General features: G+C 70.9%; 24 protein-coding genes and 1 riboswitch. Of the genes, 1 reads left to right on the top strand and 23 read right to left on the bottom strand.

The window, feature by feature from the left end; translation table 11 throughout:
* Positions 1-140: 140 nt before the first annotated feature.
* From ACZ3I3_RS18460 to ACZ3I3_RS18450, 3 genes are all read right to left on the bottom strand, one after another.
* A complete protein-coding gene (locus tag ACZ3I3_RS18460; RefSeq protein ID WP_467366289.1) occupies positions 141-857 on the bottom strand; it encodes a DUF6250 domain-containing protein in 717 nt (238 codons plus the stop codon).
* A gap of 194 nt (positions 858-1,051) precedes the next feature.
* Positions 1,052-1,960: a M23 family metallopeptidase gene (locus tag ACZ3I3_RS18455; RefSeq protein WP_467366288.1), complete on the bottom strand. Its 909-nt coding sequence runs from the start codon at positions 1,958-1,960 to the stop codon at positions 1,052-1,054.
* Positions 1,961-1,964: 4 nt separating this feature from the next.
* Positions 1,965-2,126: riboswitch (cyclic di-AMP (ydaO/yuaA leader) on the bottom strand.
* A 311-nt stretch (positions 2,127-2,437) separates the two neighbouring features.
* Positions 2,438-4,513, bottom strand: a complete 2,076-nt coding sequence (locus ACZ3I3_RS18450) for an alpha-galactosidase (protein ID WP_467366286.1) — start codon at positions 4,511-4,513, stop codon at positions 2,438-2,440.
* A gap of 179 nt (positions 4,514-4,692) precedes the next feature.
* Here ACZ3I3_RS18450 and ACZ3I3_RS18445 point away from each other — a divergent pair, with 179 nt between their 5' ends.
* Positions 4,693-5,490, top strand: coding sequence for a tyrosine-protein phosphatase (locus ACZ3I3_RS18445; RefSeq protein WP_467366284.1), 798 nt, complete (start codon positions 4,693-4,695; stop codon positions 5,488-5,490).
* A gap of 21 nt (positions 5,491-5,511) precedes the next feature.
* On the opposite strand, the gene ACZ3I3_RS18440 is transcribed toward ACZ3I3_RS18445, so the two are convergent.
* The 20 genes from ACZ3I3_RS18440 to ACZ3I3_RS18345 form a co-directional block, all read right to left on the bottom strand.
* Positions 5,512-5,631: a DUF6126 family protein gene (locus ACZ3I3_RS18440; protein ID WP_467366282.1), complete on the bottom strand. Its 120-nt coding sequence runs from the start codon at positions 5,629-5,631 to the stop codon at positions 5,512-5,514.
* On the bottom strand, positions 5,628-6,272 hold the full coding sequence (locus ACZ3I3_RS18435; protein ID WP_356922748.1) for a helix-turn-helix domain-containing protein: 645 nt from the start codon (positions 6,270-6,272) through the stop codon (positions 5,628-5,630). The genes ACZ3I3_RS18440 and ACZ3I3_RS18435 overlap by 4 nt, the downstream gene beginning before the upstream one ends.
* 59 nt (positions 6,273-6,331) lie before the next feature.
* Positions 6,332-7,747: an aspartate aminotransferase family protein gene (locus tag ACZ3I3_RS18430; protein ID WP_467366280.1), complete on the bottom strand. Its 1,416-nt coding sequence runs from the start codon at positions 7,745-7,747 to the stop codon at positions 6,332-6,334.
* The gene (dxs, locus tag ACZ3I3_RS18425) at positions 7,744-9,639 is read right to left on the bottom strand and encodes a 1-deoxy-D-xylulose-5-phosphate synthase (protein ID WP_467366278.1); all 1,896 of its coding nucleotides are present in this window, start codon (positions 9,637-9,639) and stop codon (positions 7,744-7,746) included. Before dxs ends, ACZ3I3_RS18430 begins: the two co-directional genes overlap by 4 nt.
* 29 nt (positions 9,640-9,668) lie before the next feature.
* Positions 9,669-10,826: a flavodoxin-dependent (E)-4-hydroxy-3-methylbut-2-enyl-diphosphate synthase gene (gene ispG / locus ACZ3I3_RS18420; RefSeq protein WP_467366276.1), complete on the bottom strand. Its 1,158-nt coding sequence runs from the start codon at positions 10,824-10,826 to the stop codon at positions 9,669-9,671.
* A 4-nt stretch (positions 10,827-10,830) separates the two neighbouring features.
* Positions 10,831-11,853, bottom strand: coding sequence for an adenosyl-hopene transferase HpnH (gene hpnH, locus ACZ3I3_RS18415; RefSeq protein ID WP_467366274.1), 1,023 nt, complete (start codon positions 11,851-11,853; stop codon positions 10,831-10,833).
* A 5-nt stretch (positions 11,854-11,858) separates the two neighbouring features.
* Positions 11,859-12,500, bottom strand: a complete 642-nt coding sequence (locus tag ACZ3I3_RS18410; protein WP_467366272.1) for a phosphorylase family protein — start codon at positions 12,498-12,500, stop codon at positions 11,859-11,861.
* Positions 12,500-14,617 carry a squalene--hopene cyclase gene (shc, locus tag ACZ3I3_RS18405; RefSeq protein ID WP_467366270.1) on the bottom strand — a complete coding sequence of 706 codons (2,118 nt, stop codon included), beginning with the start codon at positions 14,615-14,617 and terminating at the stop codon, positions 12,500-12,502. Before shc ends, ACZ3I3_RS18410 begins: the two co-directional genes overlap by 1 nt.
* 122 nt (positions 14,618-14,739) lie before the next feature.
* Positions 14,740-15,873, bottom strand: coding sequence for a polyprenyl synthetase family protein (locus tag ACZ3I3_RS18400; protein WP_467366268.1), 1,134 nt, complete (start codon positions 15,871-15,873; stop codon positions 14,740-14,742).
* On the bottom strand, positions 15,873-17,285 hold the full coding sequence (gene hpnE, locus ACZ3I3_RS18395; protein ID WP_467366266.1) for a hydroxysqualene dehydroxylase HpnE: 1,413 nt from the start codon (positions 17,283-17,285) through the stop codon (positions 15,873-15,875). Before hpnE ends, ACZ3I3_RS18400 begins: the two co-directional genes overlap by 1 nt.
* Positions 17,282-17,443, bottom strand: coding sequence for a DUF6380 family protein (locus ACZ3I3_RS18390; protein WP_467366441.1), 162 nt, complete (start codon positions 17,441-17,443; stop codon positions 17,282-17,284). The genes hpnE and ACZ3I3_RS18390 overlap by 4 nt, the downstream gene beginning before the upstream one ends.
* A gap of 203 nt (positions 17,444-17,646) precedes the next feature.
* Positions 17,647-18,597: a presqualene diphosphate synthase HpnD gene (gene hpnD / locus ACZ3I3_RS18385; protein ID WP_467366264.1), complete on the bottom strand. Its 951-nt coding sequence runs from the start codon at positions 18,595-18,597 to the stop codon at positions 17,647-17,649.
* Positions 18,594-19,496 carry a squalene synthase HpnC gene (hpnC, locus tag ACZ3I3_RS18380; protein WP_467366262.1) on the bottom strand — a complete coding sequence of 301 codons (903 nt, stop codon included), beginning with the start codon at positions 19,494-19,496 and terminating at the stop codon, positions 18,594-18,596. Before hpnC ends, hpnD begins: the two co-directional genes overlap by 4 nt.
* Before the next feature lie 370 nt (positions 19,497-19,866).
* The gene (locus ACZ3I3_RS18375) at positions 19,867-20,646 is read right to left on the bottom strand and encodes an ABC transporter ATP-binding protein (protein WP_467366259.1); all 780 of its coding nucleotides are present in this window, start codon (positions 20,644-20,646) and stop codon (positions 19,867-19,869) included.
* Positions 20,639-21,568: an ABC transporter permease gene (locus tag ACZ3I3_RS18370; protein ID WP_467366257.1), complete on the bottom strand. Its 930-nt coding sequence runs from the start codon at positions 21,566-21,568 to the stop codon at positions 20,639-20,641. The genes ACZ3I3_RS18375 and ACZ3I3_RS18370 overlap by 8 nt, the downstream gene beginning before the upstream one ends.
* 103 nt (positions 21,569-21,671) lie before the next feature.
* On the bottom strand, positions 21,672-22,544 hold the full coding sequence (locus ACZ3I3_RS18365; RefSeq protein ID WP_467366439.1) for a glycosyltransferase family 2 protein: 873 nt from the start codon (positions 22,542-22,544) through the stop codon (positions 21,672-21,674).
* A gap of 5 nt (positions 22,545-22,549) precedes the next feature.
* Positions 22,550-23,329, bottom strand: coding sequence for a CDP-alcohol phosphatidyltransferase family protein (locus ACZ3I3_RS18360; RefSeq protein ID WP_467366255.1), 780 nt, complete (start codon positions 23,327-23,329; stop codon positions 22,550-22,552).
* The gene (locus ACZ3I3_RS18355) at positions 23,307-24,368 is read right to left on the bottom strand and encodes an iron-containing alcohol dehydrogenase family protein (protein ID WP_467366253.1); all 1,062 of its coding nucleotides are present in this window, start codon (positions 24,366-24,368) and stop codon (positions 23,307-23,309) included. Before ACZ3I3_RS18355 ends, ACZ3I3_RS18360 begins: the two co-directional genes overlap by 23 nt.
* The gene (locus ACZ3I3_RS18350) at positions 24,356-25,108 is read right to left on the bottom strand and encodes a phosphocholine cytidylyltransferase family protein (RefSeq protein WP_467366251.1); all 753 of its coding nucleotides are present in this window, start codon (positions 25,106-25,108) and stop codon (positions 24,356-24,358) included. The genes ACZ3I3_RS18355 and ACZ3I3_RS18350 overlap by 13 nt, the downstream gene beginning before the upstream one ends.
* Positions 25,105-26,910 (bottom strand): DUF5941 domain-containing protein, encoded by a 1,806-nt coding sequence (locus tag ACZ3I3_RS18345; RefSeq protein ID WP_467366249.1) that lies wholly within the window; start codon positions 26,908-26,910, stop codon positions 25,105-25,107. The genes ACZ3I3_RS18350 and ACZ3I3_RS18345 overlap by 4 nt, the downstream gene beginning before the upstream one ends.
* Positions 26,911-26,958: the final 48 nt, after the last annotated feature.

The following is a 26,958-nucleotide window of genomic DNA, read 5'->3' as shown; positions in this document are numbered from 1 at the left end:
TGCTGTCACTCTTCGAATCGTCTGCCACAGCAGCACATGATTCACCTTCCAATGTGACCTACGCGACCGTAGGAAAGGGTTGACGGGCGGTGAGATAAGCCACTCCCCAAGTGTTCACCAACTCCGGAATAGGACACCTGTCAGCGATGTTGGGGGTTCAGTCGCCACACCCGGAATCCTGTGATCCGGAAGTGACTCCACACGGTCCGGAAGCCGAAGTGCCCACTCGTGTACGGCTCCGGATCGCGGTAGTCGAAGACGAGCCTCCCGTTGTTCCACCACCGCACCGTCGAACCGTCGGAGACGATCCGCACGCGGTTCGGCTCACCCGGCACCAGCAGCGGCTCGGTGTAGTCGTAGACCAGGGGCCGGACACCGGGCTGCCCGACGTACCGCCGCAGCCGGGTCGTGGTGTTGTAGTTGGCACCGTAACCGGCGTAGTACGTCGTCAGGTGGTCGTACTCCTCCAGCGCCCCACCGCGCGGCGTCGCGAAGAGGTCGCCCGGGGAGCGGACGTCGGTCGCGTTCCAGAAGTTGTTGAGGTCCGAGACTCGGTCGTTGGCCCCACCCTCGGAGACCGGCGTGGCGGTGTACTCGAGGACGTACGGCCCTTCGAGCCGCTGCCTGAACCATACGGTCGCCCCGCTCGGCACGTCGATCTCCAGAACGCCACGGGACGCGGTGACGGTGCCACCGTTCTGGAGTTCGGTAGCCCACTGGGCGAGACCGTGACAGAAGTCGTCCCGGGCGATGAGGCGGCGGTGCCGGGGCGCGGCGTGGGCGGTGCCCGTCGGGACGAGGGCCGCCGCGGCGGCTCCGGCGGCCAGGGTTGCGAACGCTCTGCGAGTGGTCGGCACGGGACAGGTCTCCTTGGGGATCCGCCTGGAAGGCTCCAGAAAGCGCTTGCGCTCCGGACGGGATCACTGTGTCCCAACTGCCGCCCGCTGTCGATCCCTTGGGACGGTCGGAAGGTGCGCGCACACCGAAGGCCGGACCCGGGGATCGGGGTCCGGCCTTCGGTCGCGTGTCAGGCAGGTGGTGACGCGGTCGGTCAGCCGACGGAGACGCCGTGCGAGCGCAGGAAGGCGACCGGGTCCACGTCCGAGCCGTAGTCCGGCGTGGTGCGGATCTCGAAGTGCAGGTGCGGTCCGGTCACGTTGCCGGTGGCGCCGGACAGGCCGATCTGCTGCCCGGCGCTCACGGTCTGGCCGGCCGAGACGGAGAGCGAGGACAGGTGGGCGTACTGCGCGTAGCTGCCGTCGTTCAGCCTGATGACGACCTGGTTGCCGTACGCGCCGCCCCACCCGGCGGAGACGACCGTGCCCGCGCCGACGGCCTTGAGCGAGGTGCCCGTCGGGACGACGAAGTCGACACCCGTGTGGTAGCCGCTGGACCACATGCTGCCGGACATCCGGTACGGGGTGCCGACGGTGGCACCGTCCACCGGGGCGCTGTAGCCGCTGGAGGTCGCGGCGGCGGGCTTGGCGGCGGCCGGCTTCGAGGGCGACTCGGCGGCGGACGACTTCGAGGCCGAGGACTTCGAGGGCTTGGAGGCCGAGGCCTTCGACGGGGCCGGGGACTCGCTCGCCGCCGCCTTCTTGCCGACCGCCAGCTTCAGCCCCGGGTGGATCAGCGACGGGTCGTCACCGATGGCGTCACGGTTGTCCGAGTAGAGCTTCTTCCAGCCGCCGTCGACGTTCTGCTCGTCGGCGATCTTCGCGAGGTAGTCACCGGCCCGCACGGTGTACGAGCGGGCGCCCGTGGCCTTTTCGGTGGCCTTCTTCTCGGCGGCCGGCGCGGACTGGACGGCCTTTTCCGGAGCCGACTGCGGGGTGGCGGCGTGGGCGCCGGTGGCCCCCATGAGCGGAAGGGCGAGAGCGGCCCCACCGGTTCCGGCGACGGCGATGGAGCGGGTGAAACGCTGGGACTTCGGGCGGCGATGCTTACCCTTCGCGGGCATGGCGAATTCCTCTCCGTCGCCTGCGAGGTGAGCTGTCGGGTTCGGACTGGAGATGCCCGGCCGCGCCGAGGCGCGGCTTAACCCCAAGCCGTTCCGGGAACCGGAACAGGCGTCTTACCTGTGGGTCCCCCGCTCCTGCCGTACGTCGGGTCAGTGTGTGCGGGCTCCGGGCGGCGGCAGGATTAGGCGTCCGTCCGGATTGGTGGGGAACGTAAGCGACCAGGACGCAAAGGGACAAGCTCGCGGTTGCCTGTGACGGCCTTTTTCTTGACGCGCCGACATTTTTTCCGTCACGGAGCGTGGATTACCGATCTCCAGCCTCCCGCAATCTCCCTGAATAACGCCGGAATTACGTGCACATGGCAACAACACATCGTCACGAATATGACGATGCTCACGCACCCCGGCCTCATCTCCTTTACAGCCGGGGCACGTTATACCTAAACAGTCGAAGCGCTCCCTATTCGGACAGAAGGGCTACTTGCGCTTAAGCCGGACCACGGTGGCGTCCAGATCGCCGCGCAGACCGACCCGCAGCCCGTGATGGAGCAGCACGGCTCCCCGGTGAACTTCGCCCGTTTCGCGGCATTCGTACGACGCCGCCGGGTCGAGACCCCGCAACCGGAGCGCCGGAACGGGCTCGCCGTAGCGCTGCGCCTGGAGCCAGGCGAGGACGACGGTCTCCTCGCCGAGGACGTACTGAACGGCGCTCAGGCCGCCCTCCGGCGGGCGCAGCCGGTACAGGTCGCCGCGCTGCACCACGGGCCGGATCTCCTTGTAGAGCTCCACCCAGTCCCGCGCCTCGGCGAGCTCCTCCTCCGTCCACCGGGTGAGGTCACCGCCGACCCCGAGCACCCCGGCCATGGCGCTGACGAACCGGAACCTCAGGGAGCTGGCCCGCTGGTTGAGCATGGCGTTCGGGCTGTCGGTGACCCAGGCGGCCATGACCCGGGCCGGGTGGATCTGGCTGAAGCCGTGCTGGATGGCGAGCCGGTCGAGCGGGTCGGTGTTGTCCGAGGTCCACACCTGGTCCGTACGGCCGAGCACACCGAGGTCGATCCGGCCGCCGCCGCCCGAGCAGGACTCGAAGGCCACCCCGGGGTGGGCGGCCCGCAGCCGGTCCAGCAGGGCGTACAGGGCGTGCACGTGGTCGACCCAGAGCCGCTGCGGGTAGGAGTCGTCCGGCCACCCGGCGTCGGTGAAGCAGCGGTTGAAGTCCCACTTGACGTAGTCGATCGGCGCGCTGGAGAGGAGCCCGTCGAGCTGCTCCCAGAGGTACTCCTGGACGTCCTCGCGGGCGAGGTTCAGTACGAGCTGATTGCGGAACTCCGTCCGCTTTCGTCCCGGTTGGTACTGCACCCAGTCCGGGTGCGCGCGGTACAGCTCGCTGTCCGGGTTGACCATCTCCGGCTCGACCCAGATGCCGAACTGCATGCCGAGGCCGTGCACGTGCTCGGCGAGCGGCTTCAGGCCGCCCGGGAAGCGGTCGGGGTTGGGGGCCCAGTCGCCGAGTCCGGCACGGTCACTGGTGCGCGTCCCGAACCACCCGTCGTCGACCACGAACAGCTCGACACCCATGGCGGCGGCCCGCTCGGCGAGCGCCCGCTGCTGCTCCTCGGAGATGTCGAACTCGGTGGCCTCCCACGAGTTGAACAGCACCGGCCGGTCCTGGTCCGCGTCCGGGATCACGTACGTCCGCTGATAGGCGTGCCAGGCGCGGCTGGCCCCGCCGTGCCCGCCGTCGCTCCAGAGCCCGGCGAAGACGGGAGTCGTGTACGACTCCCCCGTGCCCAGCATCAGCAGGCCCGATTCGTCGTAGCCGGCCCCGCCGGTGATCTGCACGCGTGCGTCCGGGAGCTGGGCCACGGCGATCCGCCATGACCCGGACCAGCCCAGGGCGCATGCGTAGACCTCGCCGTGCTCCTCGGTCGCGTCGGTGTCGAGCGCGACCCACGGCAGGTGCTGGTGACCGGTGTGGCCGCGGCGGCTGCCGATGACCCTCTCGCCGTGGGTGAGGTCGGAGCGCTCCAGCCGGGACTCGGCACCCCAGCGGCCGTGCAGCTGGGACAGCCGCCAGGAGTCGCGGTCGGGCAGGGTCCAGGTGGCGGAGTCGGCGCGCAGCACCTCGACGGCGGGTCCGCGGTTGTCGAGGGTCACCCGGCGTTCGACGACGTCCGTCGCGGAGCGCATCCGGTAGTGCAGCGTGATGGCCAGGTCGCCGTCGCGGAAGCGCAGCCGCAGCTCCCCGTCCTCGGTGTCATGGCCCTCGTAGGCCCACTCCGTGCCGCGCCGCTCGCCGGTGCGGACGGACAGGGCGGGCCGGGTGAAACGGGGGCCGCCCTCGACCGGATACTCCTCGCGTCCGTCGAGCGGTGACTCGAAGGGCCAGTAGTCCGGCAGCGGGCTGACGGCGAGGGCCTCGGCGTCCGCGAGGGCGATCCGGGGCCCCCAGTGCAGGTGCAGCAGTTCGTCCCGGTCGGTGACATGGACGGCGTAGCTGCTGGCCGGCCCGGAGAGGACCCATGTACGACCGTCTTCGGAGATGTCCAGCATCAAGGCCTCACAGATTCGAACAAGCCCGACCAGGGGCGACCAGGCTCCGACATCATCAAGGTCCGTGGGGGCTCCCGGCAACGCCTGTGGACAACTCATTGCCCCAGGCAGGCATGTCGTATCGTCGAGTGGTGCCCGTCGACGAGCCGCGCCGGCGGCGCCGAAGGGGAGGAGCCCTCGTGACACAGCAGGTCCCGTCGACCGAGCCCGAGCTGGCCGGAGTGCGCAACTTCCGTGATGTGGGCGGACTTCCGACCGTGGACGGACGGCGGGTGCGGCAGGGGGTGCTGTTCCGCAGCGGACACCTCGCCCATGCGACCGGGGAGGACGCCGCCTTCCTGACCACCCTGGGCCTGCACACGATCTTCGACTTCCGCAACGCGGCCGACCAGAAGCTCGAAGGGCCGGACGTCGAGCTGCCGGGCGTGCGCAATGTGAACCTGCCGCTGAGCGACCCCGCCGACGGCGCCGAGTTCTGGAAGATGGTGCGCGACGGCGACCTGGACCAGCTGCGCGCGATCCTCGCGGACGGCAAGGGCGCGGACCGGATGATCGCCTCGTACCGCACGATCATCCGGAGCCGCACGGCCGAGCACTCCCGGGTGCTGCACTCGCTCGCTGAGGACAGCGTCCCCGCGCTGATGCACTGCGCGGCGGGCAAGGACCGCGCGGGTCTGTCCATCGCGGTGACGCTGCTCGCCCTGGGCGTCGAGCGCGAGGCGATCGTCGACGACTACCTGAAGTCCAACGCCAAGCACCGCCGCTACAAGGTGCACCGCAGCAGCACCGCCGCCTCGGCCTACTCCCCCGAGGTCATGGAGCTGCTCAGTCCCCTGTTCGACGCGCGCGCCGAGTATCTGACGGCGGCCTTCGACACCATCCAGGAGACCTGGGGCGGCGTCGACACCTACCTGGAGAAGGGGCTCGGGCTCACCCCGCAGACCCGGGAGCGGCTGCGCGAGCGGCTGCTCGACTGACGGCCGGCGCCCGCCCGGCGGCTACTTGGCGCCCACCTCGAACAGCAGATACACGAAGGCCGCGAAGACATGGCCCAGGACGAGGTAGATGAACAGCCGCACCCACAGGGCGCGGGGAAACTTCTCCTCCATGTCCTTCACGGCCTGTCTCCCGGGGTGGGGCCCAGGCACAGGGCCGCCGTGGGACTCTGCAAGAGGGTGTGGACGAAGAGCAGTTCGACACCGTCCGGGTCCTGGGCGGCGATCCGGTGCGGGGTCAGCGAGTCGAAGTGGGCGCTGTCGCCCGGCGCGAGCTGGTGCGTGGTGTCGCCGAGGCGCAGTCGCAGCCGTCCCCGGAGCACATGGAGCCACTCCTCGCCGGGATGGACGCGGACGATGTCGCCCTGGGAGCCGTAGGGGACGTGCACGCGCAGGGCCTGCATTCCGCGCCCGGGCGCGCCGGCCTGCCAGTACGTCCAGCCGCCCGCCTCGGTCGGTTCCATGTCGGCGGCGCGTATGACGGCGTCCCGGGCGGCGGCCGTCTCGCCGAGCAGCTCGGCGACGGTCGTACCGTAGATGCGGGCGAGCGCGAGCAGCATCGGCAGGGAGGGCTGGCGCTGCCCGGTCTCCAGGCGGGAGAGGTGGGCGGGCGACAGCCCGGCCGCGCGGGCCGCGGCCTCCAGGGTCAGTGAGGCCTGGCGCCGCAGCGACCGCAGCTGGGGCGCGACGGCGGGCAGCGCATCCGCTGCCTGGTCGGGCGACGGGGCGGCCCCGGAGGGCCGCTCGGTCTCGGAGGAGCTCATGCCTCCATTCAGCCGCAGGCTTGCCCCAGCGGCAAATTTCTTGCCTCAGAGGCAAAAGATCAGCGGTTGGCCACCGCCTGTTTGACGAGCGTCTTGCCGAAGTCCCACATCAGGCCCCCGTCGTGCGCGTCGTCCATCACGGCCGTGAAGGCGTCGACGAACCGGTCCACCTCCCGCTCCCCGATGATCAGGGGCGGGATCAGCTTGATCACCTCCATGTGGTCGCCGGAGACCTGGGTGAGGATCCGGTGCTTCTGGAGCAGCGGTACGACGACCATCTGCGCGAACAGTCCCTTGCGCGCGGCCTGGAGCATGGCCCAGCGGCTGCGCAGCTTCAGCGACTTCGGCCGGCCGAACTCGATGCCGATCATCAGGCCCCGCCCGCGGACGTCGGCGAGCATCTCGTACTTGTCCGTCAGTGCCGCGAGCCGGGATCTGAACAGTTCCCCGGTGGCACGGACCCCGGCGACGATCTGCTCGTTCTCCATCACCGACAGCACCGCCAGGCCCGCCGCCATGGCCTGCGCGTTGGACCCGAAGCTCGCCGAGTGGACCAGCACCCGGTCCATCGACGAGTAGACCTTCTTGAAGATCCAGTCCTTGCCGAGCGTCGCGCCCACCGGTACATAGCCGCCGGAGAGCGCCTTGGCCACGCACACCAGGTCGGGTTCCACGCCCTCCTCGTGCTGGTAGGCGTAGAAGTCGCCGGTGCGGCCGAGGCCCGTCTGCACCTCGTCGGCGATCAGCAGCGCCTTGTGCCGGTGCAGCAGTTCCTGGGCGGCCAGCAGGTAACCGGGCGGGGACTCCAGCACGCCCTTGCCCTGGATCGGCTCGACGATCAGGGCGGCGACGTCCCCCTTCCTCAATTCTCTCTCCAGCGTGTCGAGATCGCCGAGCGGTACGGCCGTGTCGGGCAGCAGCGGGGCGAAGCCGTCGCGGAATCCCGACTCCCCGTTGACGGAGAGGGAGCCGGTGGTCAGGCCGTGGAAGGCGTGCGCGCAGTACAGGATCCTGGGCCTGCCGGTGGCGTACCGGGCGAACTTCAGCGCTCCCTCGACGGCCTCCGTGCCGCTGTTGCCGAAGAACACCCGGTCCAGGTGCGGGCTGTGCGCGAGCAGCTTCTCGGCGAGCAGGCCCGGGAGCGGCTGGCAGTCGAAGCGGGTGAGGTCGGCGAGCTGGGCGTCCAGGACGTCGTGCAGCGCCTTGCGCACCACGGGGTGGTGGCGGCCGAGGCCCATCACCCCGAACCCGGCGAGCATGTCCAGGTAGTCGTTGCCGTCCGCGTCGTAGAAGTAGGCGCCCTCGGCGCGCTCGTAGACCTTGTCGAAGCCGATGGTGTGCAGCATGCGCGGGAGCTGGTGGTTGAGGTACCGGGTGTGCAGCTCGTAGCGCTCGGCTCCGCGCTCGGCCAGCAGTGCTCCGAGGTCGAACTCCCCGGCCTGCGACGACTCCGACGCGGATTCGGCGGTGGTCATTCCTGTGGCTCCTTGGACAGCTCTTTCTTCACGGTCAGGCTCGCGCTGATCCGTCCGGCGACCTCGACGGGTGTCAGACCGATGTCGGCGAGCACCTCGCCGCGCTTGGCGTGCGCGAGGAACTGCTCCGGGATCCCGAAGCGCCGTACGGGCACGTCGACGTCGGCGTCTCCCAGGGCCAGCGCCACGGCCGAACCGACCCCGGCCGCCCGGCTGTTGTCCTCGACGACGGCGACCAGGCGGTGTTCGGCGGCGAGACCGGGCAGCGCCGGGTCGACCGGCTTGACCCAGCGCGGGTCGACGACGGTGCAGCCGATGCCGCGGGCTTCGAGCAGGTCGGCGGCCTGGAGGCAGACAGGCGCCATCACGCCCACGGCCACCAGCAGAACCTCCGGCTCGGGAGCACGGTGCAGCACGTCCAGTCCGCCCACCCGGTCCACGGCCGGGATCGACGGGCCGACGGACTCCTTCGGGAAGCGCAGCAGTGTCGGCGCGTCGTCGACGGCGACGGCCTCGCGCAGCTGGGCGCGCAGCTGGTCGGCGTCCCGCGGCGCGGCGATCCTGAGGCCGGGGACGACCTGGAGGATCGACATGTCCCACATGCCGTTGTGGGACGGCCCGTCGACGCCGGTGACACCGGCCCGGTCCAGCACGAAGGTCACCCCGCACCGGTGCAGGGCCACGTCCATCAGGAGCTGGTCGAAGGCGCGGTTGAGGAAGGTGGCGTAGACGGCGACGACCGGGTGCAGGCCGCCCGTCGCCAGGCCCGCCGCGGACACGGCCGCGTGCTGCTCGGCGATACCGACGTCCCACACCCGGTCCGGGAACCGCTCGGCGAACCTGCCCAGGCCGACCGGATGGAGCATGGCGGCGGTTATCGCGACGACGTCGTCCCGTTCCTCGCCGATCCTGACGATCTCGTCGCCGAACACGGAGGTCCACGAGGGGCCGCCCGCCGGGGAGAGCGGCGCGCAGGTCAGCGGGTCCATGACGCCGACGGTGTGGAAGTGGTCCTCCTCGTGGGCGAGGGCGGGTTCGTAGCCGCGGCCCTTCTCCGTGAGGCAGTGGACGAGGACCGGCCCGTGGAAGCGTTTCGCACGCCGTAGGGCGGACTCCACGGCCCCGATGTCGTGCCCGTCGATCGGGCCGACGTACTTCAGGCCCAGGTCCTCGAACAGGCCCTGCGGGGCGAACGCGTCCTTGAAGCCCTTCTTCGCGCCGTGCAGGGCCTCGTAGAGGGTGGTGCCGACCAGGGGCGTGCCCTGGAGCACGTCCTTGCCCCAGGCGAGGACCCGCTCGTAGCTGTCGGTCGTGCGCAGCGTCGCGAGGTGGTTGGCGAGGCCGCCGATGGTCGGGGCGTAGGAGCGTTCGTTGTCGTTGACGACGATGATCAGCGGGCGGTTCTTGGCGGCCGCGATGTTGTTCAGCGCCTCCCAGGCCATGCCGCCGGTCAGGGCGCCGTCGCCGATCACCGCGACGACATGGCCCTTCTCCCCCTGCACCTGGCGGGCCTTGGCGAGCCCGTCGGCCCAGCCGAGCGACGTGGAGGCGTGGCTGTTCTCGATGACGTCGTGCTCGGACTCCTCGCGGGACGGGTAGCCGGACAGGCCGCCCTTGCCGCGCAGCTTGGAGAAGTCCTGGCGTCCGGTCAGCAGTTTGTGGACATAGCTCTGGTGGCCGGTGTCCCACAGGATGCGGTCGACCGGCGACTCGAAGACCCGGTGCAGGGCGACGGTGAGCTCCACCACCCCCAGGTTGGGTCCCAGATGACCCCCGGTCCTGGCGACCGCGTGCACCAGGAACTCCCTGATCTCGTCGGACAGTTCGCCGAGTTCCGGCTCGGACAGCGCCTTCAGGTCACGTGGTCCCCGGATGCTCTCCAGAATCGTCACGCTCGGGCCCCCTTCGAATTCCGTGCTCTTCAGCTCACGGTGACGGCCGGCTCCCCCGACCCCACGCCGTCCTGCTCCATCTGCTCGGCGAGCTTCATCGCCTCTTCGATCAGCGTCTCGACGATCTTCGACTCGGGGACGGTCGTGATGACCTCGCCCTTGACGAAGATCTGCCCCTTGCCGTTGCCGGAGGCCACCCCCAGATCGGCCTCCCGTGCCTCGCCGGGGCCGTTGACCACACACCCCATGACGGCGACCCGCAGCGGCACTTCCATGCCTTCGAGTCCTGCCGTGACCTCGTCGGCGAGCTTGTACACATCGACCTGGGCGCGTCCGCAGGAGGGGCAGGAGACGATCTCCAGCCGGCGCTGCCGCAGCCCCAGGGACTCCAGGATCTGGATGCCGACCTTCACCTCCTCGGCCGGCGGCGCGGACAGCGACACCCGGATCGTGTCGCCGATGCCCCGCGACAGCAGCGCGCCGAAGGCCACCGCCGACTTGATCGTGCCCTGGAACGCCGGGCCCGCCTCCGTGACACCGAGGTGCAGCGGGTAGTCGCACTGCTCGGCGAGCTGCCGGTACGCCTCGATCATCACGACCGGGTCGTTGTGCTTGACGGAGATCTTGATGTCCCGGAAGTCGTGCTCCTCGAACAGCGACGCCTCCCACAGCGCGCTCTCCACGAGCGCCTCCGGGGTCGCCTTGCCGTACTTCTGGAGCAGCCGCCGGTCCAGCGATCCGGCGTTGACGCCGATCCGGATGGGGGTGCCGTGGTCCTTGGCGGCCTGCGCGATCTCCTTGACCCGGTCGTCGAACTGCTTGATGTTGCCGGGGTTGACGCGGACCGCCGCGCAGCCCGCCTCGATGGCCGCGAAGACGTACTTCGGCTGGAAGTGGATGTCCGCGATCACCGGGATCTGCGACTTACGGGCGATGGTCGCCAGCGCGTCCGCGTCGTCCTGCGTGGGGCAGGCGACCCGGACGATCTGGCAGCCGGACGCGGTGAGTTCGGCGATCTGCTGCAAGGTGGCGCCGATGTCCGACGTACGGGTCGTCGTCATCGACTGCACCGACACCGGGGCCCCGCCCCCGACCGCCACCGGACCGACCTGGATCCGGCGCGAGACGCGCCGCTCCGCGATCGGCCGGACCGGTACCTCGGGAACGCCCAGCGGGATGGCGGTCATGGCCTCACTCCTTGTTCCCGGAGACCGTCTCGCGCATGGCGCGCAGGGACTCCTTCAGCGATCCCATGGTGGCGAGGACGGCGGTGGGCTCGTAGCCGCAGTGCGCCATGCAGTTGGCGCAGCGCGGGTCCTTGCCGCGGCCGTACTTGTCCCAGTCGGTGTCCTCGACCAGCTCCCGGTACGTCGGCACATAGCCGTCGGCCATCAGGTAGCAGGGGCGCTGCCAGCCGAACAGCGAGTAGTTCGGGATCGCCCACGCCGTGCACGGGAAGTCGACCTTTCCCTCCAGGAAGTCCAGGAAGAGCGGGGAGTGGTTGAGCCGCCAGCGCCGCCGGTTGCCGCCCGCGAAGGCCTTCTTGAACAGCTCGCGGGTCTGCTCCACGCCCAGGAAGTGCTCCTGGTCGGGGGCCTTCTCGTAGGCGTAGGCGGGCGAGATCATCATCTCGTCGACCTTGAGGTCGTCGTTGAGGAAGTTCAGCACCTCGATGATGGTCTGCGGGGTGTCGGTGTTGAAGAAGGTCGAGTTGGTGGTCACCCGGAAGCCCTGCCGCTTGGCCTCCTTGATGGCCTCGACCGCCTCGTCGAACACGCCCTCCTTCGCCACCGACTCGTCGTGCCGCTCGCGCAGCCCGTCGATGTGCACCGCGAAGGCGAAGTAGGGGGAGGGCTTGAACTTGTCCATCTTCTTGCGCAGCAGCAGGGCGTTGGTGCACAGGAAGACGTACTTCCGCTTGGCCACCAGCTGACGCACGATCTCGTCGATCTGCGGATGCATCAGCGGCTCGCCGCCGGCGATGGACACCATGGGGGCACCGGACTCCAGCACGGCCCCCACGGCCTGCGCGACCGGCATCCGCTGCTTGAGCACCCCGGCCGGGTGCTGGATCTTGCCGCACCCCTCGCACTTGAGGTTGCAGGCGTACAGCGGCTCCAGCTCGACGATGAGCGGGAACTTGTCCCGCCGGCGGAGCTTCTGTTCAGCCAAGTACGTAGCGACCTTGATGGACTGTCGGAGCGGCATGGCCATCTGGCTCACCTCCTGGGGAGCAGCAAGGAACGGTGCCATTCGAAGAAAGCGGGTAGGACGGAACGAAGAACACGGAAAGCTGATATTCCACCGCGCACCGTGCCGATCCGGACGAGTTCATGTTCTGGAGCGTCCACGACCACCCGGACGGCCGCAACCGGGCGCTCGCCCGCGCGCACGGCGCTCAGGAGCGTGGCCGCCGATTCCATGTCGGCCGCGATCGCGCCGGTCGCGCGCAGATCGGAGCGTTCGTGACCGCGGACGACGTGGTCGGAGCCGGTGAGCGGCCCGGTGTGCACGGTCCGCCCGGGCACCGTGCGGCCCAGCTCCTTGACCAGCAGGTCGGTCCCGACGCAGGCGGTCGTACCGCGCGGGTCGCGGGTCTCCTCGGCGACGACCAGGTCACCGGGGTGCATGCCGGGCGCGAGCCCCGCGCAGAAGCCGGTGGCCAGGACGGCGGCGTCGCGCAGGGCCGGGCCGGCGAGCATCCGGGTGACGGACCGCTCGGCCGCCGCTGGCCCCATCCCGGTCCGCAGCACGGTGACCGGCCCGCCGGCGCCGCCACGGTCACCCGCGCGCAGGGCGAACTGCTCGATGCCGAGCGCGCAGGCGATCAGCAGCGGGGCCGGAGCGGGCTGTGGGCTCATCAGCTCCCCTTGGCGTCGGCGAGCGGCGTTCCGGACTCTCCGCTCCCCTTGGCATCGGCGAGCGACGTCCCGGCCGCCCCGCTCCCCTTGGCCGCGGCGAGCGGCTTCCCGGCCGCCCCACCGCCCTGGTGCCGGCCGGTGAAGGGCTCGCCGTGCAGGTACCGGCCGAGCGCGGTGAGCGGGAACACCTGCCGGTAGAGGTGGTAGTTGATCGAGAAGTCCCACGGGAAGCCCGTCCCCGTGAAGTACGGCTCGTCCCAGGAGCCATCCTCCCGCTGGGTGGCGGCGAGCCACTCGATGCCGCGTTCGACGGCCTTGGAGTCCCGCTCCCCCGCCGCGAGCAGGGCCATCAGGGCCCAGGCCGTCTGGGAGGCGGTCGAGGCGCCCCGGCCGCTCCACTCCTTGACGTACTTGTAGGAGCGCAGGTCCTCGCCCCAGCCGCCGTCGTCGTTCTGGACCGACTCCAGCCAGGTCACGGCCCGGCGGATCGCCGGGTGCGCGGCGGGGATGCCCGCGGCGACCAGGGCGGGTACGACCGACCCGGTGCCGTAGACGTAGTTGACGCCCCAGCGCCCGAACCAGGAGCCGTCGGGCTCCTGTTCGGCCAGCAGCCACTCGATGCCGCGCCGGGTGCGCGGGTCGTGGGCGAGGCCCTCCACCGCGAGCATCTCGACGACGTGCGCGGTGACATCGGCGGAAGGCGGGTCGATGACCTCGCCGAAGTCGCAGAAGGGCAGCCGGTTCGGGAACGGGCTGGTGTTGTCGACGTCGAAGGCGGCCCACGCGCCGTTCTTCGACTGCATGCCGAGCGTCCAGCGCACGCCGCGCCCGACGGCCTTGTCGAGCCGCACCGGGTCGTGGTGGGCGATCCGGCGCAGCGCGAGGATCACCTCGGCGGTGTCGTCGATGTCGGGGTAGTTGTCGTTGTGGAACTCGAACGCCCAGCCGCCGGGCGGCAGTCCGGGCCGCTGCACCGACCAGTCACCGGGCCGGACGATCTCCTCGCCCAGCATCCAGTCCGCGGCCTTCACCAACTGCGGGTGGTCGGCGGGCAGTCCGGCGTCCGCGAGCGCGATCGCGGCCAGGCAGGTGTCCCACACCGGCGACTGGCAGGCCTCGATCATCCGGGCCCCGTCCTCGCGCCAGACGGCGAACCGGTCCAGGGACGCCAGCCCCTCCCGCATCACCGGGTGCTCCAGGTCGTAGCCGAGCAGGTGCAGGGCGATGATCGAGTACACGGCCGGGGGCTGGATGCCGCCCCAGCAGCCGTCGTTCTCCTGCCGCTCGATGATCCAGCGGGCGGCGCTGTTCATCGCGGCTCTGCGCAGCCGGCGCGGCGCGACCTTCCGCAGGGCGTGCAGGCCCTTGTCCATCCGCTGGAAGGCCCCGTCCCAACTCAGCGCCGGGGCGAGCGGCTTGGCCGGGTTCGGACGGTCCGGGTCGGTGTGCAGCTCGTCCAGCGGGAAGGGCGCGGGGCGTACCGGCCGCTTCGCGGAGACGATCGTCAGCGGGACGATCGTCTGCCGCGCCCAGCAGCCGAAGTCGTAGATGTTGAGCGGCATCCACTTCGGGAAGTAGATGAGCTCCGGGGGCAGTTCGGGCAGGTCCTCCCACTTCCACCAGCCGAACAGGGCCAGCCAGATGCGGGTGAAGACCCGGGCGGCGGCGATGCCGCCCTGTTCGCGGATCCAGGCGGAGGCCTTCGCCATGTGCGGTGCGCCGGGCTCGTCGCCGGCCAGGCGGAGGGCGACGTAGGCCTCGATGGTGGCGGAGAGTTCGCTGGGGCCGCCGTAGAAGGTGGCCCAGGTGCCGTCCTCGCGCTGCTCGCCGCGGATGAACAGCGCGGCGGCGTGGGTGGTCTTCTCGTCGCGGATGCCGAGGAACTGGCGGAGCATCAGGTCCTCGGCGTCCATCGTGACGTTGGTCTCGAGGTCGCCCTTCCACCAGCCCTGGGCGTCCTGGAGGGAGAGCAGGAAGTCGGTGGCGCGTCGTGCGGCGCGGGCGGCGGCTTGCGGTACCCCGGCCGCCGCGGGGGTGGTGTCGTCGATGGCGGTGTCGCTGGCCGCGGCAGCGCGGGGTGGCAGGGCCCCGGTGCTTCCGTCGGTCGTCGCTGTCATGGCTTCCCCTTCGTGCAGTGGTGCAAGGTGTGCAGCTGCTGTGGGTCCGCCGTCGGCCGGTGCTCCGTGGTGTCTCGCGGCACCGGCCGGCGACTACGCGAGGGCTATTCGACCGATAGTGATCATCTCTTTCGTACGACGACGAAGTCCGCGAGTGCCGTGAACTGCTCCCGCACCCGGTCGGGCATGTCGACGGCGTCGAGGGCTTCGATGGCGATGGTGTGCTGACGGCGTGCCTCGTCGGCGGTCCATTCGCGGCCGCCCGCCTCCTCGATGAGGGCGGCGCGGGCCGCGAACTCCTCCTCGGAGAAGTTCTCGAAGTCGCTGGCCTTGGCGTCCGCGGCGAGGATCTCGCCGAGCCGCTCGGAGGCGGACCCGCCGGCCGCGAGCGCGGCCACGACCGGCAGCGACTTCTTGCGCTGGCGCAGGTCGCTCCAGGTCTGCTTGCCGGTGGAGACCGGGTCGCCCCAGATGCCGAGGAGGTCGTCGACGGCCTGGAAGGCGAGACCCAGGTGGTAGCCGTACTTCTCCAGCGTGTCGGCGGTGCGGTCGTCGGCGCCGCCGAGGACCGCACCGATGGAGCTGGCGCAGGCGAGCAGGGCGCCGGTCTTGTTGCCCTCCATCTCCAGGCACTCCTCGACGGTGACGCGGTCGCGGTGCTCGTAGGAGATGTCCTGGGCCTGACCGTCGATCAGGGCGCGGGTGGCGGTGGTCAGGCGGCGGGTGGCGCGGCCGGCCTCGACGGTGCCGAGTTCGAGCAGCACCTCGTTGGCGAGGGCGAACAGGGCGTCGCCGACCAGGATGGCCTGGGCGGGGCCGTGCACCTTCCAGACCGTGTCGCGGTGGCGGCGCTGTTCGTCGCCGTCCATCAGGTCGTCGTGGAGGAGGGAGAAGTTGTGGACGAGTTCCACGGCGACGGCGCCGGGGATGCCGGTCTCGGGGGCGGCGGACATGACCTCGGCGGACAGCACCGCGAGGGCGGGGCGTACGGCCTTGCCGCCGTCGCCCGCCGCGGGCCGGCCCTGGGCGTCGATCCATCCGAAGTGGTAGGCGGCAACAGTGTCCATGGGAGGTGCCAGGCGGTCGATGGCCGCCCGCAGTACCGGAGTGGCCAGGGTCCGGCCGCGCTCCAGCAGCGCGGTCACGTCCACCGCCTCGGCAGTCTTCGAGGCCGGGGGCACAGTGGGCACAGTCTCTCCTCTTGTTGCGGTACCGGGGGTGCGGGGGCCGTCTGCCGCGCTGTTCTGAGCGAGCATCACGCCGCCTCCTCGAACTCGAAGAGGTGCCGCGGGCGGGGCCGGCCCAGGGCGCCCAGCACGGCGTCCGCCGCGCTCACACCACTGCGGACCGCACTCTCCATGGTCGCGGGCCACCTGGTGGCGGTCCACGCTCCGGCCAGGTAGAGGCCGGATGCCTTGGTGCGGGCGCCGGGCCTGAGGCGCCCGACGCCGGGGGTGGGAGCGAACGTCGCGGTGCGTTCCCGGGTGACGAAGAAGTCCTTCACGTCGGCGCCGCGGGCCGGCGGCAGCAGCCGCTCCAGCTCGGGCAGGTACCGCTCGCGCAGCACGGCCACGGGTTCGTCGATCTCGTCCTGGGCCACCGACTGCGACAGCGCGAGGTACTGCCCCTCGCGCAGTCCGGACGCCTCGGTCCGGTCGAACACCCACTGCACCGGGGTGCCGAGGGCGGCGAAGAACGGCCGGGTGAGGACCTTGCGGTCGTACACCACATGGACGTTGAGGATCGGCGCGGTGCCGATCTCCAGGAGCCGCTCCGGCGCGTCGAGGGCACCCGAGGGCAGCAGGTCGTGCGCCTCGCGCTGGGGTACGGCGAGCACGACGGCGTCGGCCTGGAGCGTCTCTCCGGGAACCTGGACGCTCCACCCTCCGTTCCCGTCGTGGGAGACGGAAGTGACGCGTGTACGGACCTCGGTACGGACGCCCGCGGAGTCGAGCGCCTTGCGGGTCAGCCGGTCGTGCAGGTCGCCGAGCGGGACGCGAGCCCAGCCGATGTCGGCCGCGCCCGGGTCGGACAGCAGACCGGTCTTGAACACCATCGCGGCGAGCCCCAGGGAGGCGTCACCCGCGACGGCGTTGAGGGTGGCGACCCCGACCAGGTCCCACAGGGCCTCGACGGCGCGTTTCGACTGGCCGTGCGCGGCCAGCCAGCTGCCGAAGTCCTGCGTGTCCAGGGCGGGATCGGCGAGGTCGAGCCCCTTGAGCGCGAGTGCGGCCCGGCCCACCTTGGCGCGGTCGGCGAGCGACAGGTGCGGATAGGTGGCGAGGCTGCGGCCCAGGTGCAGGGGTACGGGCAGCGCGTCGCGCCGCAGCCTGCCGAGCCGTCGCCCCGCGGGCCGCGCGGCGTCCAGGACGGGCACGTCGAGCCGGTCCTGGAGCGGGGCCAGCGCCGCGCCCTCGATGCGGTCGAGGAACCAGCGGTAGGCGGTGCAGCAGCGCAGGTACACATGCTGTCCGTTGTCGACGGTCAGCTCGCCGCGCTGGAAGGAGAAGGCCAGGCCGCCGAGTCTCGGCCTGCCCTCCAGCAGGGTGACGCGCACGCCGGCGTCGGCGAGCGCGAGCGCGGCCGTGATGCCGGCGAGCCCGCCGCCCACCACGACGGTGTGCCGCCCGTCGGCGACCGGTCCCCGGGATTCCGTGCCTCGGGTCATCGTGCACCCTCCCCTGCGCGGCGGCCGTACCGCTCGAACGACGCACGACCGACCGTCTCCGTCAGGGACGCCGCCCCACGCCGGAGGGTTGCCCGCCGCTTGTCTCCGACGGTGTGGCCGAGAGGGGCGTCGTGGCCACGCCCGGCCGTCGGGGCCACGCGGGCGCAACCGCACGGCCCGGCGCCGACGACCGCGACTCGCCCCCGTCGACACACCGGGGAAAGCACGGGCTGGACCTCACGGCAGGCATGCGGGGCGGGCAGCACCGCTGTCTGAGGCGTTGCCCGGCCGCGCAGACACGCGCCCGCGCGGCGGGCGTGAGCCCGGTTGCCGGTGGCATCCCCCTGGATCAGTCCGTCCGTCACGCGCGCCTCCTGACCGTCCGTCGGGTCACGTGGCGGGCGTCCAGGCCCGACAGGCCGCGCACGGCGACGTAGGCCTTCTCCCGGCCGGGCAGGGAGACGCGGCCGCGCAGCACGGCCTCAGGGTCGCGTTCGATGCGGTCGAGCAGGCGGCGGTAGATGCCGGCCATGGCGGCGACGCAGGCGCCGCTGCGCCGGTCGAGCATGGGGAGCAGCCGGTAGCCCTCGGCGAAAAGAGCGCGGGCCCGTCGCACTTCGAAGTGCACGAGGCCCGCGAAGTCGGAGCCCTCCGGTGGCCGTGGCCCGGAGAACCCGGCCGAGCAGCCGAATTTGGCGAGGTCGTCGGCGGGCAGGTAGGTGCGCCCGTCCACGGCGTCCTCACGGACGTCCCTGAGGATGTTGGTGAGCTGGAGCGCGAGTCCCAGCGTGTCGGCGTACTCGGGCGCGCGCTCGACGCCGCGCGCCCCCGGCTCGGTGCCGAACACACCGAGCGAGAGCCGCCCGATGGCCCCCGCCACACAGCGGCAGTACACCTTCAGGTCGTCCCAGGTCTCGTAGGTCTCGCCGCGTACGTCCATCAGGACGCCGTCGATGAGCTCGTCCAGGCCGCCGAGCGGGATCGGGAAGTGCCCGGCGGCGTGCGTGAGGGCGACGGCCACCGGGTCCGTGTCGTCGTCCGCCACCTCGCCCTCGCGGATCCGGGTGAGCAGCGCCCGGGTCTCCTCCAGCCTGGCCACCTTGACGTCGTCGGCGAGCGCACCGTCACCGATGTCGTCGACCCGCCGCGAGAACGCGTACAGCGCCGACATCGCACGGCGCTGGGGCGTCGGCAGCAGCCGGATGCCGTAGGCGAAGTTACGGGCCTGCCGCCCGGTGACGGCCTCGCAGTAGCTGTAGGCGGCGAGTACCGGTGGGGACGCGTGTGGTTCCGACTCCACGGTCCGGATCACCTCTCTCCTCGCAGAGTCACGCCCACCTCACGCAGCAACCGGACCTTGCCGGGCTTGGGCGGGCCGGGAAGTACGTCGTAATCGGCGGCGGCGATCGCGCGGACGGCCGCCCTTCCTCCCGCCACGAACCCTGCGAGCAGCAGCTTCAACCTGCCGTGGACGCTACCCACCAGGGGGGCGCCTTCATTCAGGAGATCCCACGCCCTTTGCGCTTCGTACGCAATCAGCGCACGGACCGACGCTCCGGCGGATGTCGTGGCGAGGTCCGCCTCTTCGACGTGAAAGCGCTTCATGTCGGCGGCGGGCAGGTAGATACGGTCGCGGCCGAGGTCCTCGGCCACGTCCTGGAGGTGCTCGACGATCTGGAGGGCCGTGCAGATCATGTCGGAACGGCGGATCCGCTCGGGCGTCGAGGTGCCGGTGACGGCGAGGACGAGACGGCCTACGGGGTTGGCGGAGAGCTCGCAGTAGGCGAGGAGGTCGTCGTAGGTCTCGTACCGGCCGACCAGCTGGTCCTGGCGGTTGGCGGCGATCAGGCCGAGGAACGGCTCGGGGGTCAGGGAGCACCGGCGCACGGTCGGCTGCAGGCGGCGCAGCAGGGGGTGGCGCGGGGTCGAGTCGAAGACCCTGCGCAGGTCGGCCTCGAAGGCGTCCAGCAGGAGCAGCCGGTCCTCGGCCTCCTGCGGGGACACGCCGAGCAGTCGGGCGTCGGCGCCGCCGGGGGCCAGGTCGCCGTCGCCGATGTCGTCGACGAGACGGGCGAAGCCGTAGACGGCCATGAGGTCGGTGCGCCAGGCCCGGGGCAGGAAGAACGGGGCCACCGGGAAGTTCTCGCCCGCGGCCTTGTCGAGCGTGCCGCGCTCCGGGTCGAGGGCGCGCGCCGTGCCGGTTCCCGTCACCGCCGGCTGCCCGGTGCGAGGACGGCACGTGCTGCGTGGAGCTGGGGAGTTTCCGTAGCCATCGCCGTCACATCTCCCGTTCTACACTGCCGACCCAATACACACTATTTCGGACACGCCGCCCAGCCGTCCGCACGGCGGTGCGACGAGCGATGTCGCGCATTATCGCCCTGATTGCCGCGTTTCGGGACCGGTACAGCTTACGTTGTACAACGCATCGAGGATCGCCTGGGTGTCCCACACATCACGAGAACACACCGATTGGCCCCAAGATTCCTAAGTAAGCCCGGAGTTGACGTTTCTTTTGCAGACGCAGGGCCCCGCCGGAACAGTTCCGACGGGGCCCTGGGCCCTGTCCGGCCGGGCCGGACTACTTGCCGGTGAACTTCTCGTACTCCTTGAGCACCTCGTCGGTCGGGCCGTCCATGCGCAGCTCGCCGCGTTCCAGCCACAGGACGCGGTTGCAGGTGTCGCGGATGGACTTGTTGTTGTGGCTGACCAGAAACACCGTGCCGGCTTCCTTGCGCAGCTCCCGGATGCGGTCCTCGGAGCGCTTCTGGAACTTGCGGTCACCGGTGGCCAGGGCCTCGTCGATCATCAGGACGTCGTGGTCCTTGGCCGCGGCGATGGAGAAGCGGAGACGGGCCGCCATGCCGGAGGAGTAGGTGCGCATGGGCAGGGTGATGAAGTCGCCCTTCTCGTTGATGCCGGAGAAGTCGACGATGTCCTGGTAGCGCTCCTTGATCTCCTCCCGGGACATGCCCATGGCGAGCCCGCCCAATATGACGTTCCGCTCGCCGGTGAGGTCGTTCATCAGGGCCGCGTTGACGCCGAGCAGCGAGGGCTGGCCGTCGGTGTAGACCTTTCCCTGCTCGGCGGGGAGCAGACCGGCGATGGCGCGCAGCAGCGTCGACTTGCCGGAGCCGTTGGAACCGATCAGGCCGATGGCCTCGCCGCGGTAGGCGACGAAGGAGACGCCGCGCACCGCGTGCACCTTGCGCACGCCGCGCTCCTCGCCGCGCTTGAGGATGCGGCTGAGGGCTGCGGTGGCGCTGCCCTTGCCGCTCTTGGCGCCGTTGACGCGGTAGACGATGTGCAGGTCGTCCGCGATGACGGTGGGGATCCGTTCGTCCTGCTTCTGGTCAGCCACGGCCGTACCTCTCCTCCGCCTTCCAGAAGTACACGAAGCCGCCCAGGGCGAACAGCACGGCCCAGCCGCCGGCGGCCGCCCACACGTGGTCGGGGAGGTACTTGCCGTCGTATTCGTCGATGAGGGCGAACCGCATCAGGTCCATGTAGATCGCGGCCGGATTCCACTGGAGGACGTTCGCGATCCACGCCGGCTTGTCCTCGAGGAAGATCGGGATGGAGAACATCACACCGGACGCGTACATCCAGGTCCGCATCACGAACGGCATCAGCTGCGCGAGGTCCGGGGTCTTGGAGCCCGCCCGGGCCATGATCAGCGCGAGGCCGGTGTTGAAGCAGAACTGCAGGACGAGCACCGGCACGATCAGCACCCAGGACAGGTCCGGGTAGTGGCCGAAGCCGACCGCGACGGCGAACAGCACGATCATCGAGAACAGCAGCTGCTGGAGCTGCTGGAGCGCGAAGGAGATCGGCAGTGAGGCGCGCGGGAAGTGCAGGGCGCGGACCAGGCCGAGGTTGCCGGAGATCGCGCGCACGCCCGCCATCACCGAGCTCTGCGTGAAGGTGAACACGAACACGCCCGTGACCAGGAACGGGATGTACACCTCGCGGGACATGCCCCGGTCGGCCTCCAGGAGCAGGCCGAAGATGAAGAAGTACACGGCCGCGTTCAGCAGTGGTGTGGCCACCTGCCACAGCTGGCCGAGCTTGGCCTGGCTGTACTGGGCGGTCAGCTTCGCGCGGGAGAAGGCGAGGATGAAGTGCCGCCGGTCCCAGAGCTGACGGACGTACTCGATGAGGGACGGCCGGGCGCCGCTCACGCTCAGCCCGTACTTGGCGGCGAGCTCCCTCGCCGTGAGTCCCTCGTCGGGCGCCGCGGGCGCGCTGACCGCGACCGTGGCGTCGTGCGTTGTCTCACTCACTAGTGGAAACTTTCGTCTTCGAGATGCGCGGCCTGTCCGGGCCTGCATGAGCCGGGGGCCAGGGTACGGCCCGGGTGCTCCCGGATACTCCGATACGAGCTTGTCAGATGACGGGGGGCCGGCCCAGCCGGGTCAGCCGCCACACCGTACGCCACTTCATCGGACGGCGTGGCCCGCACGGGCTGGTCCAGCCCTCGCGGAATCCGCCGAACCAGGCCCGCAGGGCGGGGCCGGAGGGACGGCGTACGAGGGTGAGCAGCAGCCACACGCCGAGGTAGACGGGGACGAGCGGTGCGGGGAGGTTGCGGCGGGCGAGCCAGACGCGGTTGCGGGCGACCATGCGGTGGTAGACGGCGTGCCGCGAGGGAGCGGTCGTCGGGTGGTACAGCACCATGTCGGACCGGTAGTCGATCATCCAGCCCGCGTCGAGGGCCCGCCATGCCAGGTCGGTTTCCTCGTGGGCGTAGAAGAACGCGTCCGGGAGTCCGCCGACCTCGGCGAAGACCCGGGTGCGCACGGCGTTGGCGCCGCCGAGGAAGGTGGTGACCCGGGAGGAGCGCATCGGGTCGGCGGCGCGCAGCCGGGGGACGTGGCGGCGCTGGGTGACGCCGGTGTCCGGGTCGGCTATGCGGAAGCTGATGATGCCGAGCTTCGGGTCGGCCTCGAAGGCCTTGCGGCACAGCTCGGCGGTGTCGTGGCCGGCCAGCAGGCCGTCGTCGTCGAGGAACAGCAGGATGTCGACGTCCCGGCCGGCCGGGCCGAAGGCCTCGATGCCGACGTTGCGGCCGCCGGGTATGCCGAGGTTCTCGGGCAGTTCGATCGTGCGGACGCCCTCAGGGACGTCCGGGACGGGCGAGCCGTTGCCGACGACGACCACCTCGACCGGGTCGCCGTCCTGCTTGGCGACCGAGTCGAGCAGTGCGCGCAACTCGTCGGGGCGGTTGCCCATGGTGATGATGACGGCGCCGACCTTCATACCGCTCACTTCAGCCTGCTCGAAGCGAGGATGGACACCAGGTGGAGCAGGGTCTGCACCAGCGCGATGCCGGCCAGCACGGCCACGCCGAGCCGGGAGAAGAACAGGTCGCCGCGGGCCTGGTCGGCGATCGCCAGGACGAGGATCAGCAGGGACGCCTCGATACCGAGGATGAGGCGGTGGAACTTGAGCGCGGCGGCGGCCTTGCGGGCCAGCGCCATGCCGGAGGAGCGGATCTCGGCGGCGGCCTCCTGGACCGGCGGCTTCCCGGTCTGGTGCCGGGCGACGCCGACGAGGTCGGTCTCGGCCTTGATCAGGATGGCGCCGAGGGCGGCCAGGGTGCCGAGGAAGGCCCACAGCCAGTCGATCCGGCCGCTGCCCCACAGGTCGGCGGCGCGCAGGCCGAAGCCGACGAGCACGGCGGCATCGGTGAGGTAGGCGCCGACGCGGTCCAGGTAGACGCCGCTGAGGGAGTACTGCTTCCTCCAGCGCGCGATCTCACCGTCGACGCAGTCCAGCAGGAGGTACATCTGGACGCACACCACGCCGAGCACGGCGCCCGGGATCCCCGGCACGAGAAGTGCCGGGGCCGCGAGCACACCGAAGACGGTCATCAGGTAGGTGAGCTGGTTGGGCGTGACCCTGGTGTTGACCAGGTAACGGTCGACCCGCAGGGACACCTCACGCATGTAGAGGCGTCCCATCCAGTGCTCACCGCTGCGCCGGTCCTTCACCCCCGCGGGGTGAACGACGGGGCGTAGTTCAGCTACCGATGGCCTTGACATAGTCGGTGTAGGTGTCCTTGATCTGTTCGGTGTTCAGGTCGAGGTGTTCGAGGATGGTGTAGCGGCCGGGCCGGGTCTCCGGGGCGAACTCGACGGCCTTGACGAACTCGTCCGTCGTGAAGCCGATCTCGTCCGGCAGCACGGGCAGCCCGTGCCGGCGCAGCACCTCGGCCATGTAAGCCGACTCGTCGTGCGCCCCGCGCAGCCACATAGCGAAGGCCGCGCCGAGACCGCACTGCTCGCCGTGGGCGGCGGCCCGCTTCGGGTAGAGCAGGTCGAAGGCGTGGTTGATCTCGTGGCACGCCCCGGAGGACGGCCGCGAGTCTCCCGACACCGACATGGCGATGCCGCTGAGGACCAGCGCCTCGGCGAGCACCTGGAGGAAGTCGTTGTCCCCGATGCCGCCCGGGTGCCGCAGTACGGCCTCGCCGGCCTGGCGGGCCATGGCCGCGGCGAGTCCGTCGATCCGCTCGCCCTTGACGCGGTTGGCCAGCTCCCAGTCGGCGATCGCCGAGATGTTGGAGACGGCGTCGCCGATGCCGGCGCGGACGAAGCGGACCGGGGCCTCGCGGATGACGTCCAGGTCGATCACGACCGCGATCGGGTTCGGCACGCCGTAGGAGCCGCGGCCCGCGTCGTTGTCGAGGGTGGCGACCGGCGAGCACAGGCCGTCGTGCGCCAGGTTCGTGGGCACGGCGACCAGGGGCAGGCCGACCCGTGCCGCGGCGAACTTCGCGCAGTCGATGATCTTGCCGCCGCCGAGGCCGACGACCGCGTCGTAGTGGCCGGCCTTTATGTCGCTCGCCAGCCGGACCGCGTCGTCGAGGGTGCCGCCGCCGACCTCGTACCAGGTGGCGCCGGGCATGCTCGGTGAGATGCGCTCGCGCAGCCTGGCGCCGGAGCCGCCGCTGACGGCGACGGCGAGGCGGCCGGAGTGCGAGATGCGCTCGTCGGCGAGGACGCACGCCAGGTCGTCGAGGGCACCCGGGCGGATGTCGACGACCAGCGGCGAGGGGATGAGCCGGGTCAGTACTGGCATGCGATCTCCCGTCCACGGGCGAGATCGTCGTGGTTGTCGATCTCCACCCACTTGACGTCGCCGATCGGCGCCACGTCGATACGGAAGCCGCGGTTCACCAGCTCCTGGTAGCCGTGCTCGTAGAACTGCTGCGGGTCGGTCTCCCACACGGTCTTCAGCGCGTCGGCCAGTTCGGGGGCCGCGTCGCCCTCGATGAGGGTGACGCCGATGTACTCGCCGGTGGCCTCGGCGGGGTCCATCAGCTTGGTGATCTTCGTCATGCCCTTCTCGGGGTCGACGACGACCTTCATCTCCTCGTCGGCCAGGTCCTTGACCGTGTCCAGAGCGAGGATGATCTTCTTGCCGTCGCCGCGGGCGGCGAGCAGCGTCTTCTCGACGGAGACCGGGTGGACGGTGTCGCCGTTGGCGAGGATCACACCGTCCTTGAGGGCGTCACGCCCGCACCACAGGGAGTAGGCGTTGTTCCACTCCTCGGCCTTGTCGTTGTCGATGAGGGTGAGCTTGAGGCCGTACTTCGCCTCCAGCGCTTCCTTGCGCTCGTACACGGCTTCCTTGCGGTAGCCGACGATGATCGCGACTTCGGTGAGGCCGACCTCGGCGAAGTTGGCCAGCGTCAGGTCGAGAACCGTGGGTTCGCCTTCTATGCCCGCGGGGCCCACCGGCACCAGAGCCTTGGGAAGGCTGTCGGTGTAGGGGCGCAGACGCCGTCCGGCGCCGGCCGCCAGCACGAGGCCGATCATGCGGGTTCTCCTTCATCGTGTACGGCGGGCGCCCCTGCGGACACCCAGAAGCGGATGCTCTCGACGAGCACCACCAGGGCCACGGCCACGGCGAGAGCCGTGAGCGCGACCGTGAACTGCGAGGCGGTGAGCAGCGCGGCGAGGACGGTGACGAGCAGCGTCCGTCCTTCGTGCCCCCCGATGGAACGCACCAGCCAGGCCGGGGGCGCTCCGGCGTTGCCGCGGATGCGGTACACCGTGTCGTAGTGATGGTAGGCGACCGCGGCCACCAGCCCGAAAGCCGCAGGAAGGGCTCCGTTCACGTCCGCCCGGGCCGCCAGGACCAGGACGGTGCCGTATTCGGCGGCGCGGAGGAACGGGGGGACCAGCCAGTCGAGGGCGCCCTTGAGGGGGCGGGCGACGGCGAGGCCGGAGGTGAGGGCGTAGCCGAGGGCCGCGACGATCGGCCAGGGACCGCCGAAGTCCGTCAGCGCCGCGGTGAGGACGACGGCGAGGCCGCCGAGCAGGGCGACGGCGGGGGCGGTGAAGCCCGGCAGCTTGCGGGCGGCCTTCTTGACCGCCTCGGCGAAGCCCTGCGCGAGCGGCCCGCTGTCGGCGAGGTCGGCCAGGGCGCCGGCCGCCCGGTCGGTCCGCTTGGCCTTGCGGGTCAGGGAGCGCAGCACGCGGCCCGCTGTCGTGTACGTCGCGGCGAAGGCGCAGCCGATGAGCAGCGCCCAGAAGGTGATGCGGGGAGTGGTGGCCGCCGTGAGCACGGCGATCATCGCCCAGCGCTCACCGATGGGCAGGACGATCATGCGGCGCACCCAGACCGTCCAGCCGACGCTGTCCAGCTTGTCGGAGAGGGCGGCGGTGGGGCTGGTGTTGGCGGTGGCGTCGTGGTTGGCCTCGTTGAAGGAGAAGTCCACGACGTGCCGGCAGGTCTGCAGGACCATGGCGCCGAGGGCGAGGGCCCAGACGTCGTCGCCGCCGCGGGCGGCACCGAGGGCGAGTCCGGCGTAGTAGGCGTACTCCTTGGCCCGGTCGAAGGTGGCGTCGAGCCAGGCGCCGAGCGTGGAGTACTGGAGGGAGTACCGGGCGAGCTGGCCGTCGGTGCAGTCCAGCACGAAGGACGCGACCAGCAGGACGCCGGCCGCGACGAAGCCGCCGCGGGTGCCGGTGGCCGCGCAGGCCGCCGCTATGAGGGCGGTGAGCAGCGAGGCGGTGGTGACCTGGTTCGGGGTCAGGCCGCGGCGGGCGCACCAGCGGGCGATGTACTTGGAGTAGGGGCTGATGCAGTAGGTGGTGAAGAAGCCGTCGCGGGACTTCACGGCCGACTTCAGGCGTACGGCCTCGTCGTCGACGTCCGTCACGGCCTGCCGTGCCTCGTTGCGGGCCTGCGGGTCGGCGGGGACGGCGGCGACGAGGCTGCCCAGCTCGGGGCGGTGCACCTCGGTGCCGTCGGCGTCCAGGGAGGTGACGATGCGGTCGGCGAGGCTGTCCACCAGGGTGGTGCCGCCGCCCGCGGAGTTCTCGCGGGCCATCGCCCGGGTCAGGGCCTGGCGGCCGGCCGGCTGGGCCGTGACGGCGCCGGGGATCGCGGCGAGCGGGAAGCGGGGGTCGGTGAGGCCGAGGCGCAGCGCGTGCACATGCCCCACGAACCGGGCGTCCACCAGGGCCACGCGCTGCTCGCCCGGCACCCCGGCGAGCAGGGTCTCGGCCTCGGCGGCGTCGGCCGCGACCCGCACGTCGAAGCCGAGGGACCGCAGATCGCCCTCGATCGACGATCCGGGGACCGGCTGACCGGTGAGGATGGCGGTCGACAACCGAATTCACTCCCTGGGTACCGACGCGTCCGCGCCAGTGCTGTACAT

The organism is Streptomyces sp. NPDC016851, assembly GCF_055562795.1.
Note: the sequence above shows the minus strand (reverse complement) of the source record. Positions and strands in the feature narration are given on the sequence as shown.